Genomic DNA, 14,275 nt, shown 5'->3' with positions numbered 1-14,275 from the left:
ATTTTTGGCAAACGGTCCTTCGCCCCGGCAAGACGTTCTCCAGCCGTCAAGAAAGGTTGTCATATTCAGCATCCAGCCCTCGCGCAACCCTCAGGCCCGAACCATGTCCCTTCATCCCGCCCAACCGATCCGCCACCCCGTGGAAGTCCTCGGACTGGGGCAAAGCCCGCGTCATGACCGTACGGAGCTGGATCACTTGATCCAGGAGGCCGATCTCTTGCTGGCCGGGGAACGGATCTTGAATCAATACACGGATTTTCACGGCCAACGAGTTGTGCTCAAGGCTCCCCTGGCCTCGCCGCTGGAGCGATTGGACCAGGCTTGGGAAGCCGGACGCCGCGTGGTGGTGCTGGTGGGCGGGGACCCCTGCTTTTACGGGATCGGTCCGCTTCTGGTCCGCCGTTTGGGACGTGAAAACGTTCGCCTGCATCCCGGAACCACCACGCTCCAGGCCGCCGCGGCACTGCTGGGCATCGCCTGGCAGGACGTCCCGGCGGTCTCCCTGCACGGTCGGGATCGAACCACGCCGCTGTTCGCGGCCCTGGGCCGCGAACAGCGGGTGGCCGTGTATACGGACGAGCGGCATACCCCGGCGGTCCTGGCCGGGATGCTCCTGGAACGCGGGGCGGACAGCTTCCGAATGTGGGTTTTCGAGGACCTGGGACTGCCCAGCCAGAACTGGGATGCGTACACCTTGGAACAGGCCGTCGAACGTGCCTTCTCTCCGTTGAACCTCGTCCTTCTGGAGCGCGTTCAGGAGTCGGAAGTCACCTTGACCCTGGGCATGGCCGTTGAGAGTTACGTTCACGAGCGCGGCCTGATCACCAAGCCGACGGTTCGGGCCGCGGCCCTGGCGGCCCTGGCCCTGGAGCCGGATCATCTGCTTTGGGATTTGGGGGCCGGATGCGGTTCCGTGGGCATTGAGGCTGGCCTGCTGCTGTCCCGGGGTGGCGTGGTGGCCGTGGAACGTGAGGAGCGCCGCGCCGCGATGATTCGGGAGAACGTCCGGCGGACCAACGCCTTCTGGGTCCAGGTGGCCCACGGGCTGATGCCCGGATGTCTGGAAGCGTTACCCGACCCGGATCGGATTTTCCTCGGCGGCGGCCTCGGAAGCAGTTTAGTATGCAGCCCGGAAAGCAGCTCAAAAAGCAGCCTAAAAAGCAGCCCCAAAAGCAGCTTGGGCAACACCCAGGAAAGCGGCCCGGATGATGTTCCGCAGGATATTTTGGAAACAGCCTGGGGCAGGCTCAAACCCGGTGGGAAGCTGGTGGCCGCGACCGTGCTTCTGGGAAGCATGCACCGGGCCAAAACATTCCTGGAGCGCCGCGGCCTTGATCTGGAAATCGTTCAGATCCAGGCCGGGCACGGCGTTCCTCTGGCCGACGACCTGCGCATCAGCGCCCAAAACCCCGTCTTTCTGCTCAGCAGTCACAAGCCCAAGCCATGAGTTCAACGCCTTCTCCCAACGTCTTCTTCGTCGGCGCGGGTCCTGGTGACCCGGAACTGCTGACCCTCAAGGCCCAACGGCTGATCCGCGAAGCGGACCTGATCATCTACGCCGGCTCCCTGGTTCCAATGGCCACGCTGGAAGGAGCCAGGCCCGGATGCCGGATCGTGGATTCCTCCGGACTGACCCTGGACCAGACCCACGAACTGATCCGCGAGGCGGTCCATGCGGGCCGACGGGTGGTCCGGCTGCATACCGGCGACCCCGGCCTGTACGGCGCGGTGCGCGAACAGGCTCGGCTCCTGGACGCGGAGGGGATTTTCTACGCCGTGGTCCCCGGCGTGACCGCGGCCATGGCCGCGGCGGCCGCGGCCAGCGTATCCTTCACCATCCCCAAGATGTGCCAGACCTTGATCCTGACCCGCCTGGACGGCCGGACCCGGGTCCCGGAGCTGGAACAGCTCCGGGGGCTGGCCGTCCACCAGGCGGCCCTGGCCGTCTACCTCAGCGGCCCCAGCCACCTAAAGCTGGCCCAGGAACTGCTCGCCGGCGGCTACCCCCCGGACACCACGATCATCGCCGCTCACCGCGTCGGCTGGCCGGAAGAAAACATCCAGCGCCTGACCCTGGACAAACTGGCCACGACCGAGGCAAAACCGCTCTGGGAGCGCCAGACCATCTTTCTCGTCCTCCCCAGCCAGGAACTGGCCACCACCTCCAGACTCTACGCCCCGGAGTTTGAACACGGGTTTCGAAAAAACGAAGAGAACCAAACCCTGTAAAAACACATCGCCATGCAAAACAACGCAAAAATCTACGTAGCCGGCCATCGCGGCCTGGTGGGTTCGGCCCTGGTGCGGACTTTGGAAGCCAAGGGGTGCCGGAACGTTCTTCAGCGGACCAGCGCGGAGCTGGATTTGACCGATCAAGGGGCCGTGCGCCGGTTTTTTGAGCAGGAACGTCCGGACTCCGTCTTTCTGGCAGCGGCCAAGGTGGGCGGAATTCTGGCCAACAACACCTATCCGGCCCAGTTCATTCACGTCAATCTGGCCATCCAGACCAACGTGATCCACGAGGCGTGGCGTTGCGGAACGCGACGGCTGCTCTTTCTGGGGTCGTCCTGCATCTTTCCCAGGGACTGCCCGCAGCCCATGAAAGAGAAGTATCTGCTCACGGGTCCCCTGGAGCCCACCAACAGACCCTACGCCGTGGCCAAGATCGCGGGCATCGAGATGTGCTGGGCCTACAACCGGGAGTACGGGACCCGCTTTCTGGCCGTGATGCCCACGAACCTCTACGGCCCCAATGACAACTATGACTTGGCCGGCAGCCACGTCATCCCGGCCATGATCCGCAAGTTCCACGAAGCCAAGGCCTCCGGCGCGCCGCATGTCACGCTCTGGGGCACGGGCGCGCCGCGCCGGGAATTTCTGCACGTGGACGACTTGGCCCGAGCCTGTGTGTACCTGATGGATTCGCCCGAGGAGGACTATGCCGGGCTGCTGAAGGAGGACATCGCGCCGCTGCTGAACATCGGCTCCGGCGAGGACCAGACCATCAAGGAATTGGCCCTGATAGTCCGCGAGACAGTCGGGTACGAAGGAAGGATCGTCTGGGACACGGACAAGCCGGACGGCACTCCGCGCAAGCTGCTGGACGTGGGGAAAATGAGAGCTTTGGGCTGGCGACCCACCCTGGGTTTGCGGGAGGGATTGGCTCTGACCTACCGGGATTTCCTCTCCAACCAATCATCGAATGGTGAATAAAGTGATGCACAAAGGGCCGAAAACAGACCGGCCTCGTGCGAAGTCATCTACAAGCTTCTTATGTATCTTGTTCAACGTCATCTATCCACGGCCGGCTTTCAGATGCATATCCCGGGGTAGGTCTCATAGAGCAGTTTTTTAAATGCCAAGGGAAGCTCTGACAGGACATCTCCCTTGTTATCCATAATCCGGTTGATAAGGTTTGCGTCCAGGGGATTGCGGCAAGTTTTCGAGGATTGAGAGTCGTCGATTCCCCTGAAAATATTGGCGTCAATGGCGATACTCAAGGAAAGATAGTAGGAGAAGAGTTTATATTGGTAGGAAAATTTTAAGAATACTCGACCGAGCTTTTCTCTTACCTTGTGCACATCGGCACGCAAAGCCACGGCTATGGCATTGACCTTTGGATAATATTTTTCTTCCGAGAAGATCTCGAAGTCGCATCTGTTTTTGTACAGGTGGACGTGTCTCGGATTGACCATGATGCAGACGTCGTCGATGTCTAAAAAAACGCAATATAGGAAAATCAGCTTTGTGAAATTTTGGATGCCACGCCGCGAAAAAACGCAGCTCTTGGAGGCCAGAGAGCAGACTTCCAGGATTCTTCGGTTTTTTTTGCGCAATGTATTCAATTCAGCGTGGAACAAGGCGTCCATGGGCAGGCCGGACGGCTTGGAATCGTAGACAAGGGTGGCGGTGGACAAGACGGTTTCCTTGGCCTTGGCCAAGAAGACCGTGGTTGTGGGGAGCAGATGGTGTGGCGTAAACAGAAGTTCTCGTGGACTTTCTTGAGTGTAGCCGGCGTTCAGGTACTCCTTGTAGAGAAGGTGATAAGCTTGGCAAAGCTCGTTCGAATCGTCCGCGATTTTGAATACGTAGTCAATATCATCCGGGGTGTGCCGGCACATGGTTTCCGGAAACGATTCGTTGGAAAAGGGCAGCCATCTTTGCTTGGGTCGGTACATTTCTTTACCAACCTGCGTGCATGGTTATCGTGCGCATGTATAACCTTCTAATTTTAAATGGAATCCAGAATAGGTGTATGGCCATGCACCGATGTACTGAAATAGTTGCATAGTTGAGAGATAGCTTTCCGGCGGGGATCAGTATTGCAGACCGGCGCGACGTTTTCGTTGCACCCGTCCGCTCAAGAAGCCGAAAAACCAGGCCGTGAAAACGATCCCGCCACCGGATAAAAACCAACGAAGACGCTCCGATGTTCGGAGTTCCTCGTTGTCGGAACTGAGTCTTCGAACTTGGTCTTGCGCTTGCTCCAGTTGCGCCATGGTGGAATCGTGGCGCTCCCGAAGTTCCACGACATGGGCTGCTTCCGAGAGCAGCGTCGTGTGTTCCCGCTCCAAGACATCATAGTTCCTGATTGTTTCAGAAAGGGCGCTCTCCAGTTGATTCTTTGCCGCTTCCAGCTCGGCGATCCGGCCCACAGCTCCGCCGGATGTCTCTCGAAGGTTCTCATGTTCTTGCCGGAGTTGTTCCAGTTGCAGCCGCGCAGGCAGTTCGGTTGTAGTGAACCGTTGCAGTACCCACCCAGTGCTGCCATCCGCATCCCGCACGCGCAGCCACCCATCACTTTCTTCCAGGACGGTCAGCAACGCTCCGGAGGGCAGCATCTTCACGATCCGATGGTCAGTGGATGTGCCGGTCCGTTGAGTGATCTGCTGCAATTCCGCGACGTATACCGACCTGGCGAACAGATCGTCTGCGTTCAGTAGGAGCGATAGGAATAGAAGAGCGGCTAGCCGTGAAAGCATCTTCATGGTGTTTTTGATTCCATCTTGTTTGATTATACGTTTTTTTTCTAGGCAGGCTTCGAGGGTTTGAAGCCGAGACGTATTTTCATCGGACTGAAACGTGAGTTGTCAACGCTTGTCGGCAAGCGTAGCTCTTCCGAGATGTTTTTTGTTTGATCGGAAGAGCGAATGCATTGCAATGATCATGCATGCAAGGAACACAAGGCTCATACCAATGACATTATGAACAAGCATTTTTTTATCTTCCTTTTCTCGTTACGCAACCAAGATAATATTATCGAGAAAGATATTGCGTTCTTCTTGAGCAGTTTCAGGAGGTCGCCGCAAATTATCACCGACTTCCGAATCAGGTCATTCCCAAGCGAGCACCCTTCAGTGCTATTGCACTGCTTGCGGTGAATATGCCCTTCTTCCAGGTGAGGACAATTTTTACGGCAACCTCCTGCTCTGGCACATGGTTCCACGAAAACAACGTCTCTCGGAACCCAATTCCCGTTATTGAGTCAAAGGCACGCGAAACACTTCCTCATCAACCTGAACATCGACATGTTCGCTTGACACTTCGACCAGAGTACCCGCACGGGTTTCGCCTGGGCACTCTGCTTCCGTCATAACGATGCTCATGCTTCCTTCATGAATGCAAACAATCATATCCTGCCCTTTTTCGAACGTTCCAGCGACCAGCGCAAAAGGAACCATAAAAACGAAGCCCAAAACGATTCCAGTCAGAAAGCCTCTCATACAACCTCCACCTGATTAGGCCACGCCATGATGACGTGACGGTTTGGAATAAACCTCCAGACCTCGATGATCGGAGACAATCTCAAAAAAGCAATCCGCGTGCCATACTCAACAGTTTGAATTTAAATGGTTTTGCTGGAGTCCCCCTGTGGGTTGTCGTGCAGTTTCGGTACTCAGGTTTCATTTTTTGCGCCCCCTCTTGCTTGAAAGCCGGAGGCATCAAGTGATCCGCGTCTGACAGAAGACAGGGGGGTGAGAATCGTCAAATCACGCGGTTGTGATCCGTGAAGTGGCCTGACATGATAGAGCCGGAGCGAAGGGCCGTGGAGCAACACCGGAGTGGGAGGGATAATGGAGAGAGCATCGATTCCGTTGCGCATCGGAGTAACGACGAAACTCCTGGTATGGAGTCTCGCTCTGATTACGATCTTCTACGTCATAATCTTTTCCCTTTTCTTGGGAATCAAGGACGTCGTCTCCACATCGGGACGGATCGTCAATGACGATTTCGCCATGGTCGCGAGATCCGATCAAGTCATGAGTACTCTTTTGAGTTATCTTGAAAATCTTCGGAAGTACCAGATTTTGGGTCGGGAGGAGTATCTTTCGGCCTCTTGGGATCACCTGGAAACCCTCCGTCTCCTGGTAGACGGATTTGTCACTCAAGGTGATCCTTCTCCTGGAATTTCTTTCTTACAGGCGGACCTTGCAAAATATCTCCACAATGGGGATCATGCCGAACTTCCTGACGAAGAACGTACTGAGCGGTGGATCACCCTGATTTCGATGGATCGCCTGAATCTTTTTGAAAGGATCAATGGGAGCGTTCAGGAGATTTACGCCAGAGGAGAGGCCGCATACCGTTGGGGTCTTGTGGGGCTCGCGGCAGCGACTTTTTTTGGTGTAGCAGCGAGCCTGGGAATCGCCCTGCATTTGAACCGTTCGCTACGGGAAATTCGTCTGGGCATCAGCAGAATGGCTAATGATGAAGAATTCCAGCCGATCCGGACGAATTCCACGGATGAACTGGGGGAACTGGCTGAGGCGTTCAACGAAATGGCCGAGCGCCTAGATGTGGAAGCCCAGATGCGCGCGGAGTTCATATCCATGCTCAGCCACGAAATCCGCACTCCGTTGACGAGCATCCGGGAGGCCGTCAGTCTTGTCCAGGACGGGGTCCTGGGAGCGGTTGATCAAAGACAGTCAGCCTACCTGGACATAGCGCAAAAAGAGGCGCACAGGCTTTCCGATCTACTTGCGAAATTGATGCAGATATCCAACCTGGGTTCAAAGCGGATCGAGCTCCATGTGCAAGCCCTGCCCTTCCTGGATCTGGTCCGTGAAGCCGTCCAGCGGATCCAACCCATTGCCGTGAAAAAATCCATCACCGTCGAGGCACCTCGGCTAGGGGAAGTGATTTGGGTTTTAGCCGACAAGGAACATATCCAACAGGTGCTCTTCAACCTGCTGGGAAATGCCCTGAAATTCGCCCCGTGCGATTCATTGGTCGCAATCAGCGTCACGGTACTGGAGGCATCCAACATGGTGAAGACCTGTGTCATGGATCAAGGTCCGGGAATCCCCCCGGGAGAACGAAAGTATGTTTTTCAGCGTTTCTACCGTGGAGAAGGCGTACAAAAAATTTCCGATGGAGCTGGGCTGGGATTGAGCATTTCCCGGCAGATCATCGAGGCGCATTCAGGAGAGATATGGTTGGAGGATACGTCATCAACCGGAAGCGCGTTCTGTTTCACGCTCCCCCTGGTCTCGGACCGCAGGGCGTAAGGTTCATGCAGCGACTGTTTCGTACAATTGCTTTCGTCTTGGCGGTCTTGCTGGCCACGGCGTTCTTGGGCTGCACCACCGGTGGGACTCCGTGGAGACTGGAGCAGGCCTTGTTTCGGCCTGCGTTGGGCGAGGAGGACTGGAGCCTGGGTCAGGATCGGCTGGCGCGGGCGCTGAGCGCCTACCAGCGTGAGGACTATGTCGAGGCGCGCTCACTGTTCCTCAGGGTTGCCCTGGAGACGGATACGGTGGATATTTTGGACAGAGCGATGCTGGGAGCGGCTCTTTCCGGCTTGCTGTCCGCTGAGGATATGGACGAGGTCGCACGGCATTTGCACGATTTTGATAATTTCACCCCGAGACTCAAGGATGGAGATGTGCCCCTTACCCCGGTCCTGATGCGCCCTGTGCTCCAGGTTGTCTTGGATTTCCACACAGTGCGGCAGGATAGTCGGGTGGTACGCGCGGAATACGAGGAGAAATCCAGGCAGGCCGAGGTGTTACAGAAAGAGGTCTCCCTGCTGCGGAGCCAGGTCGAGGAACTGGAGGCCTTGTTTCAATTTTTGGAGCAACAAAAACGTCAACTCTCCGCGCCTGGAGTCGTTAATTGAGCCAAGTAGAAGATCTCGTTGAAAACTGTGTTCTGGTAGTGGATGACGACCCGAATATTCTCCACCTTCTGAAAACAAGGTTGGTTTCCGCTGGATTCTCCGTGCTGACCGCCCAGGACGGTCATGATGCTTTGGCGCAATTGCACGACCAGGCCGTGGATCTGGTTCTTTCCGATATCCGGATGCCCGGACTGAACGGGCAGGAACTGTTGAAAGAAGTTCAGAAGGGATGGCCCGGATTGCCGGTTATTTTGCTGACGGCCTACGGACGCATCCCCGAGGCTGTGGCGTCCGTTCAGCAGGGAGCAGCCGACTATTTGACCAAGCCGTTCGATGGGCGGGAGCTCGTTGCCAAGGTCAAGGAGGTGCTTGCCGGAAGGCCGAGCACACCAAAGACGAGTCCTGTCCCTTCCGGCATGAGGGATATCGGGCTGGTGACGGGACAAAGCCCGGCCATGGCCAAGCTGTTGACGTTGATCAAGCGTGTTGCCCCAAGTGACGTCACCGTGCTCGTTGAAGGAGAATCCGGAACAGGCAAGGAACTTGTCGCCCGGTTGCTGCACCGGATGAGCAGACGAGCAAACGGGCCGCTGGTGGTGGTTGATTGCGGGTCAACGCAGCCGACATTGCTGGAGAGCGAACTCTTCGGTCACATCAAGGGCGCATTCACCCATGCCCTGCGGGAAAAGCAGGGGTTGATCCAAGCGGCGAATGAAGGCACGTTGTTTCTGGATGAAATCGGCAATATATCCATGGAGATGCAGACCAGGTTGCTTCGTTTTCTACAGGAAAAGACCGTGCGCAGGCTTGGTGATGTTCATGTCGCCAAGGTCAACTGCCGGGTTGTCGCGGCCACTAATGCCGACCTGGCGGCCATGGTGGGGCAAGGGACGTTTCGGGAGGACCTGTACTACCGCCTGAAGGTCGTTCGGGTACACGTCCCGCCATTGCGGGATCGTCGGGAGGATATCCCTGCTCTGGCGGATTTTTTTCTAAAATCCTTCTGTGAACAGTCCAACATGCCTTGCCCCTCCCTTTCGAAAGCCGCCCTGCTTCGCTTGGAGAAGTATCCATGGCCGGGGAATGTCCGGGAGTTGCGTCATGTATTGGAGGTGTCCGCCCTTTTGTCGGACAATCCGGTGCTCTCCGCCGAGAATCTACTCCTGGAGCCATCCACGCAGCAGCCTGACGCCTCGGTGCTTTCCCTGGACGAAAGCGAGCGCAACGCGATTGTTCGAGCCCTCAAACACGTGAACTGGGTGCAAAAGGATGCCGCCGACCTGCTGGGCATCAGCCGAAGAGCGATGCATTACAAGGTGCGGAAATATCAGATTGAAATTCCCAAGCGGGGGGAAGAAGTCTGAGCCGCCATCAAATGTTTCGGAAATTGGCAAGGGAGATCGGGCTGCAGCGAGCAAGAGACAAAAGACGGCAATCGCTGACCAAAGCGGATGCCCAGAAGGCGCGATTCACGCGCAAAGGGTTCACGGGCGAACTACTCAGCTCATCCGTGCGATAGCGGACTGGATACCCGCCTTCGCGGGTATGACTTTGATTCGGGACGGCAGGGAAAAAAACGACATCCCGGGAAGGCGGAAATCCAGCGTTGGAAGGAGACGTTACCCAGGATGTGCTGAATAGTTGCCACGAGCTATGACTTGCTGTCCGGCAAGGTGACGTTGAACTCCAGGACTTCGCAGTCCCCGTCGCGGTTCACGTCCACGTTGATGTGTTCCAGTTCCACATGGACGTACTTCTGGACCACGAGCAGGATTTCCTGGCGCAGTCTGGGCAGGAAATCATAGCCAGAGTTCTGGGCGCGTTCGTGGGCGACGATGATCTGCAGGCGGTTCTTGGCGACCTGGGCCGTGGACTTCTTGGACCGAAAATAGCTGAAAATACCCATCTCAACCCCCCAGCAACCGCGAGAAGAATCCCTTCTTGACCGGCTGGATGAAGCGGTGAGCGACGTCTTCCCCGAGCAGCCTGGAGACCGCGTCGGCATAGGCCTGTCCGGCGTCGCTGGCTTCGTCCAGGATAACGGGTTCACCGGAGTTGGATGCGGTCAGGACGGACTTGGATTCCGGGATGACCCCGAGCAGGGGAATGGCCAGGATTTCCTGAACGTCCTCCACGCTGAGCATGTCCCCGCGTTGGACGCGTTCGGGGTCGTAACGGGTCAGCAGCAGGTGTTCCTTGATCACTTCGCCGTTCTTGGCCTTGACGGTCTTGCTTTGCAACAGTCCCAGAATACGGTCTGAATCGCGCACCGAGGATACTTCGGGGTTGGTGACCACGATGGCCTCGTCCGCGAAATGCATGGCCATCAGGGCGCCGTGTTCGATTCCGGCCGGGGAGTCGCAGATGATGAAGTCGAAGCGCGAATTCAGGTCCTCCAGAACCTTGGCCACCCCGTCCTGGTGCAGGGCTTCCTTGTCCTTGGTCTGGGAGGCCGGCAGGATATAGAGGTTTTCCACGCGCTTGTCGCGGATCAGGGCCTGGTTCAACGTGGCGTCGCCCTGGATGACGTTCACGAAGTCATAGACCACCCGCCGCTCGCAGCCCATGATCAGATCCAGGTTGCGCAGGCCGACGTCGAAATCCAGGACGGCGGTTTGAAAACCACGCCGTGCCAGGCCGGTGGCCAGCGATGCGCTGGAGGTGGTTTTGCCGACTCCTCCCTTTCCGGACGTGACAACGATAATTTTTCCCACGGTTCCTCCTGATCAAGAACGCTGTTCAGGGTGTTGAATGTGTTTCGAGTCTTGGCGGCGGACGGATCAGATCGCCTCGACCAGCAATTGATGTCCGACCAGTCTGACCTGAACCTGTCGGCCGAGCAGGTCCTCGGGCAGGTCTTCGCTGACCTGATAAAATCCGGCCACGGAAATCAAATCCGCGCGCAGTTCCTTGCAAAAGATACGCGCGTTTTCATTGCCCATTACCCCGGCCAGGGCCCGTCCGCGCAACGGAGCGTAGATGTGGACGTTGCCGTCGGCGATGACTTCGGCCCCCGGCCCGACCGGGGCCAGGACGATCAGGTCGCGGCCCTTGGCATAGATTTGCTGTCCGGACCGGACCGGTTTTTCCACCAGCATGGCCTGCTTCTCCTGGGACGGGCAGGCGGGCTGTTCCGTCTGCACTGGCGAAGAGGCTTGTTTCCCGGCGGGGAAAACCCCCAGGTACAGGGTCGGGGCAAGGCGCTCCTGATATTCGTTCCCGCCCTGGATGCCCACGGGCGTCAGCCCTTTTTCGCGCAAGGTCCGGACCAGGGCCTGCAAATTGATGCTTTCGCGTAACTCCCCCAGCCCGCTCAGATCCACGATGACGGCCATGTTGCGAAAGAACTCCGGCGTCCGGCTCAGACGGCTGTCCACGTCGGCGGTCAGTTCTTCCAGGTTCGGCGTCAAGGGGCGAAACAGCGTGCACGGGGCGACTTTGCCCCGGATCTCAAAAGCCGACACCCGTCTGTCTCCGACGCATGCCGGTGAGATTTCCAGTCAGGCGTGAGGGCGGTTGAAAGGGGCGCGGGTCGTGCTTGGTCATGGCGGCAAGGTTTACAGCGGGATGCGTTTGAAGACAAGTCCAGAGGGAGGCACGTGGGGAGTCGGGACTATATGACGGTCGCGACCCTACTGGGCCAAGATTTTCGCGGCCATGCAGGCGGCCCCGTACCCGTTGTCGATGTTCAGGACCGCGATGCCCGGGGCGCAGGAGTTGAGCATGGCCATCAACGCGGCCAGCCCCTGGAAGCTTGCCCCGTATCCCACGGAAGTGGGCACGGCGAGGATCGGCTTTCCGGTCAGTCCGGCCAGCACGCTGGGCAGGGCCCCCTCCATGCCGGCGACCACGATCAGCAGTTTGGCCTGGAACAGGGCCTCCATGTGCGGTTGCAGGCGGTGCAGTCCGGCCACGCCCACGTCGCTGATGAGTCCCGTGTCCAGCCCCAGAAACGCGGCCGTGCCGAAGGCTTCCAGGGCCACGGGAATATCCGCGGCCCCGGCGCAGGCCACGACCACCCTGCCCTGATTCGGCCAGGGCTCGTTTACGGGGAGTTCCGCGCCCAGGCTGAAAAGCCGGGCCCGGGGCCAGTACACGCCCTGCGGGTAGGCCGCGCACAGCGCTTCGGACTGTTCCCGATTCACCCTGGTGGCCAGCACCGGCTGCCCGGAAGCGGCCAAGCCGCCCACGGCCTTGACCATCTGTTCGGGGTCCTTGCCCTGACCGAAAACCGTTTCTCCGTGGCCCGTGCGCAAGGCTCGGTGGGTGTCCAGGTTCACGCCGCACCCAACCTCCAAAAAAGGGGCGTAGCGCAGGCGTTCCAGGGCCTTGTCCGGCGTGGTCCTTCCCTGGGCCACGTCGTCCAGCAGGCGGTGCATCTCGTTCTTTATCATGATGATCCTCTCGCATTTCTCTCGCCGGGCGTCTGCATCAGCAAGGTCAGCCGAGGAGGGGGCATTACTCGTGGACGATGCGGCCGTTGAAGACGGTCATGGCCACCGGGATGGCGGCGATGTCGGCGGGGTCGCAAGTATAGATGTCCCGGTCCAGGACCACAAGGTCCGCGGCCGCGCCGGGTTTGATCGCGCCGTGTCGGTGGGCGAGGTTGTAGGCCCTGGCCGGGGAACTGGTGTAGGCGGCCACGGCCTGGTCCAGGCTGATTTTCAACTCCGGATGCCACCCGCCCTCGGGCGTCCCGTCGGCCCGGGCCCGGGTTACGGCGGCCTGGATGCCCACCAGGGGGTTGGGGTCGCAGACCGGGCAGTCCGAGCTGAACAGGAGGCACAGCCCGGCGTCCAGCATGGAGCGGAAGGCGTAGGCGTTGCGTCCGACGTCTCCGGCGCACTGGTTGATCATGTTGATGTCCAGGATCATGTTCGGCGGCTGGGCCGTGACCGGCATGTTCAGGGCCGCCAGGCGGCGGATGTCCTCCTCCCGGAGCACCTGGACGTGCTCGATGCGGTGCTCCAGGGCCAGGGGCATGGCCGAGGGGGGGCGGCGGCGTTGAACTTCCTCGAAAACGCTCACCAGCTCATGCCCGGCCCGGTCTCCGATGGCGTGGACCATCACGGCCAGCCCGGCCTCTTCGGCCAGGAGGACCTCCTGAAGCATTTCCTCGGGCGGGATCAGGCACAGCCCGGTGTTCCCGGTGTCCGTGTACGGCTCCAGCATCCAGGCCGTTCGGGCGCCCATGCCGCCGTCCATGAAATACTTCAGGTGGCCCAATCGCAAGTATTCGTCCCCCAGCCCGGTGCGCAGGCCGATTTCCGCGGCCGCGGCCCGGTTCTCCCCGGGCAGGCTGGTCCAGCAGCGCAGTTGCAGCCGCTTCTCCTGGCGCAGGGCCTGCCAGACCCGGAAGGTCAGCGCGGACTCGGAGATGTTCCCGGCCAGGCGCACGTCGTGCACCCCGGTGATGCCCAGGGCGTGCAGCCCGGCCTGGGCTCGGTCCATGATCTCCCGCGTGTGGGCGAAGGTGGGTTCAGGGATGGCCCGTTTGACGCAGTTCACGGCCTCCTCGCGCAGGATGCCGGTCAGGCGGCCCTGCTGGTCCCGCTCGATCAACCCCGCATGCCGGTCCGCCACCGCCTCGTCCACCCCCGCCAGTTCCAGGGCCTTGGAGCTGGCCACGGCCAGGTGCAGATCGCAGCGCCAGATCAACACGGGCCGATCCGGACAGGCCTGGTCCAGGTCCCCGCGCAAGGGCAGGCGGTTTTCCGGCCAGTCGGACTCATTGAAGCCCTGTCCCTGGATCCAGTAGCTTTCCCCGGGGCGCTCGGCCAACTCCCGCAGGAGTTCCATGCAGTGGCCGAAGTTTCGGGCCTGGTCCAGGGCCGCGCCCTGTCGGCCCATGGCCCACTGGTAGTAATGAAAATGGGAATCCCAGAAGCCGGGCAGCACCAGCCGCCCCTCCAGGTCGATCCGGCGGGCCTTGGCAAAGGCCGGTTCGGGGTGCCTCCGTTCCGGAGAAACGGAAACAATACGTCCGGCATGCATGGCCAGGGAGGCGGCCCAGGGCATGGCCGGGTCCATGGTCCGTATCCGGGCGTTTTCCAGAATCAGATCAGGTTGGGTCATTGGTCCTCGCGAGGATGTCATACCAATTCTGCTTCGGCAATGCGTTTTTCGCTCGAGAAAATGCTGTCATCGGAGTCGGCG

Annotated in this window: 14 protein-coding genes; 6 read left to right on the top strand and 8 right to left on the bottom strand. The window is 59.3% G+C overall.

The annotated features are described in order from the left end of the window. Positions 1–103 precede the first annotated feature (103 nt). The 3 genes from cbiE to DESLA_RS0113130 are packed head-to-tail and all read left to right on the top strand — an operon-like array spanning position 104 to position 3,213. Positions 104–1,447: a precorrin-6y C5,15-methyltransferase (decarboxylating) subunit CbiE gene (gene cbiE / locus DESLA_RS0113140; protein ID WP_028572815.1), complete on the top strand. Its 1,344-nt coding sequence runs from the start codon at positions 104–106 to the stop codon at positions 1,445–1,447. After that, positions 1,444–2,229: a precorrin-4 C(11)-methyltransferase gene (gene cobM / locus DESLA_RS0113135; RefSeq protein ID WP_028572814.1), complete on the top strand. Its 786-nt coding sequence runs from the start codon at positions 1,444–1,446 to the stop codon at positions 2,227–2,229. The genes cbiE and cobM overlap by 4 nt, the downstream gene beginning before the upstream one ends. 12 nt (positions 2,230–2,241) lie before the next feature. Beyond that, a complete protein-coding gene (locus DESLA_RS0113130) occupies positions 2,242–3,213 on the top strand; it encodes a GDP-L-fucose synthase family protein (protein WP_028572813.1) in 972 nt (323 codons plus the stop codon). A 98-nt stretch (positions 3,214–3,311) separates the two neighbouring features. On the opposite strand, the gene DESLA_RS21860 is transcribed toward DESLA_RS0113130, so the two are convergent. From DESLA_RS21860 to DESLA_RS0113110, 3 genes are all read right to left on the bottom strand, one after another. Further along, positions 3,312–4,178 carry an N-acyl amino acid synthase FeeM domain-containing protein gene (locus tag DESLA_RS21860; RefSeq protein WP_051434670.1) on the bottom strand — a complete coding sequence of 289 codons (867 nt, stop codon included), beginning with the start codon at positions 4,176–4,178 and terminating at the stop codon, positions 3,312–3,314. 138 nt (positions 4,179–4,316) lie between these two features. Further along, positions 4,317–4,988 carry a TIGR04211 family SH3 domain-containing protein gene (locus DESLA_RS0113120; RefSeq protein WP_028572812.1) on the bottom strand — a complete coding sequence of 224 codons (672 nt, stop codon included), beginning with the start codon at positions 4,986–4,988 and terminating at the stop codon, positions 4,317–4,319. 489 nt (positions 4,989–5,477) lie between these two features. Next, positions 5,478–5,723 (bottom strand): hypothetical protein, encoded by a 246-nt coding sequence (locus tag DESLA_RS0113110; RefSeq protein ID WP_028572810.1) that lies wholly within the window; start codon positions 5,721–5,723, stop codon positions 5,478–5,480. Positions 5,724–6,074: 351 nt separating this feature from the next. Here DESLA_RS0113110 and DESLA_RS23215 point away from each other — a divergent pair, with 351 nt between their 5' ends. The 3 genes from DESLA_RS23215 to DESLA_RS0113095 are packed head-to-tail and all read left to right on the top strand — an operon-like array spanning position 6,075 to position 9,483. After that, entirely contained in the window at positions 6,075–7,508 is a 1,434-nt protein-coding gene (locus DESLA_RS23215; protein WP_028572809.1) for an ATP-binding protein, read from the top strand. Positions 7,509–7,513: 5 nt separating this feature from the next. Next, positions 7,514–8,119: a hypothetical protein gene (locus tag DESLA_RS0113100; protein ID WP_028572808.1), complete on the top strand. Its 606-nt coding sequence runs from the start codon at positions 7,514–7,516 to the stop codon at positions 8,117–8,119. Continuing rightward, positions 8,116–9,483: a sigma-54-dependent transcriptional regulator gene (locus DESLA_RS0113095; protein ID WP_028572807.1), complete on the top strand. Its 1,368-nt coding sequence runs from the start codon at positions 8,116–8,118 to the stop codon at positions 9,481–9,483. Before DESLA_RS0113100 ends, DESLA_RS0113095 begins: the two co-directional genes overlap by 4 nt. A 287-nt stretch (positions 9,484–9,770) precedes the next feature. Here DESLA_RS0113095 and minE read toward each other — a convergent pair whose 3' ends face one another. The 5 genes from minE to DESLA_RS0113070 form a co-directional block, all read right to left on the bottom strand. Beyond that, the gene (gene minE, locus DESLA_RS0113090; protein WP_028572806.1) at positions 9,771–10,025 is read right to left on the bottom strand and encodes a cell division topological specificity factor MinE; all 255 of its coding nucleotides are present in this window, start codon (positions 10,023–10,025) and stop codon (positions 9,771–9,773) included. A gap of 1 nt (position 10,026) precedes the next feature. Then, complete coding sequence (minD, locus tag DESLA_RS0113085) at positions 10,027–10,833, bottom strand: septum site-determining protein MinD (protein ID WP_028572805.1); 807 nt, start codon at positions 10,831–10,833, stop codon at positions 10,027–10,029. 66 nt (positions 10,834–10,899) lie between these two features. Then, entirely contained in the window at positions 10,900–11,583 is a 684-nt protein-coding gene (gene minC, locus DESLA_RS0113080) for a septum site-determining protein MinC (RefSeq protein ID WP_028572804.1), read from the bottom strand. Positions 11,584–11,751: 168 nt separating this feature from the next. Continuing rightward, entirely contained in the window at positions 11,752–12,513 is a 762-nt protein-coding gene (gene larB / locus DESLA_RS0113075) for a nickel pincer cofactor biosynthesis protein LarB (protein WP_028572803.1), read from the bottom strand. 64 nt (positions 12,514–12,577) lie between these two features. Then, a complete protein-coding gene (locus tag DESLA_RS0113070) occupies positions 12,578–14,194 on the bottom strand; it encodes an amidohydrolase (protein ID WP_028572802.1) in 1,617 nt (538 codons plus the stop codon). Between the last annotated feature and the right edge of the window lie 81 nt (positions 14,195–14,275).

Origin of the sequence: Desulfonatronum lacustre DSM 10312, from assembly GCF_000519265.1 — a bacterium.
GTDB lineage: Bacteria > Desulfobacterota > Desulfovibrionia > Desulfovibrionales > Desulfonatronaceae > Desulfonatronum > Desulfonatronum lacustre.
The sequence above is the reverse complement of the archived record's forward strand: the minus strand, read 5'-3'. Positions and strand labels throughout refer to the sequence as shown.

Coding starts and splice junctions, on each gene's coding strand:
- cobM (WP_028572814.1), top strand. CDS start 1,444: ATGAGTTCAACGCCTTCTCCCAACGTCTTCTTCGTCGGCGCGGGTCCT.
- cbiE (WP_028572815.1), top strand. CDS start 104: ATGTCCCTTCATCCCGCCCAACCGATCCGCCACCCCGTGGAAGTCCTC.
- larB (WP_028572803.1), bottom strand. CDS start 12,513: ATGATAAAGAACGAGATGCACCGCCTGCTGGACGACGTGGCCCAGGGA.
- DESLA_RS0113100 (WP_028572808.1), top strand. CDS start 7,514: ATGCAGCGACTGTTTCGTACAATTGCTTTCGTCTTGGCGGTCTTGCTG.
- DESLA_RS0113110 (WP_028572810.1), bottom strand. CDS start 5,723: ATGAGAGGCTTTCTGACTGGAATCGTTTTGGGCTTCGTTTTTATGGTT.
- DESLA_RS0113070 (WP_028572802.1), bottom strand. CDS start 14,194: ATGACCCAACCTGATCTGATTCTGGAAAACGCCCGGATACGGACCATG.
- DESLA_RS21860 (WP_051434670.1), bottom strand. CDS start 4,178: ATGTACCGACCCAAGCAAAGATGGCTGCCCTTTTCCAACGAATCGTTT.
- DESLA_RS0113130 (WP_028572813.1), top strand. CDS start 2,242: ATGCAAAACAACGCAAAAATCTACGTAGCCGGCCATCGCGGCCTGGTG.
- DESLA_RS0113120 (WP_028572812.1), bottom strand. CDS start 4,988: ATGAAGATGCTTTCACGGCTAGCCGCTCTTCTATTCCTATCGCTCCTA.
- minE (WP_028572806.1), bottom strand. CDS start 10,025: ATGGGTATTTTCAGCTATTTTCGGTCCAAGAAGTCCACGGCCCAGGTC.
- DESLA_RS23215 (WP_028572809.1), top strand. CDS start 6,075: ATGGAGAGAGCATCGATTCCGTTGCGCATCGGAGTAACGACGAAACTC.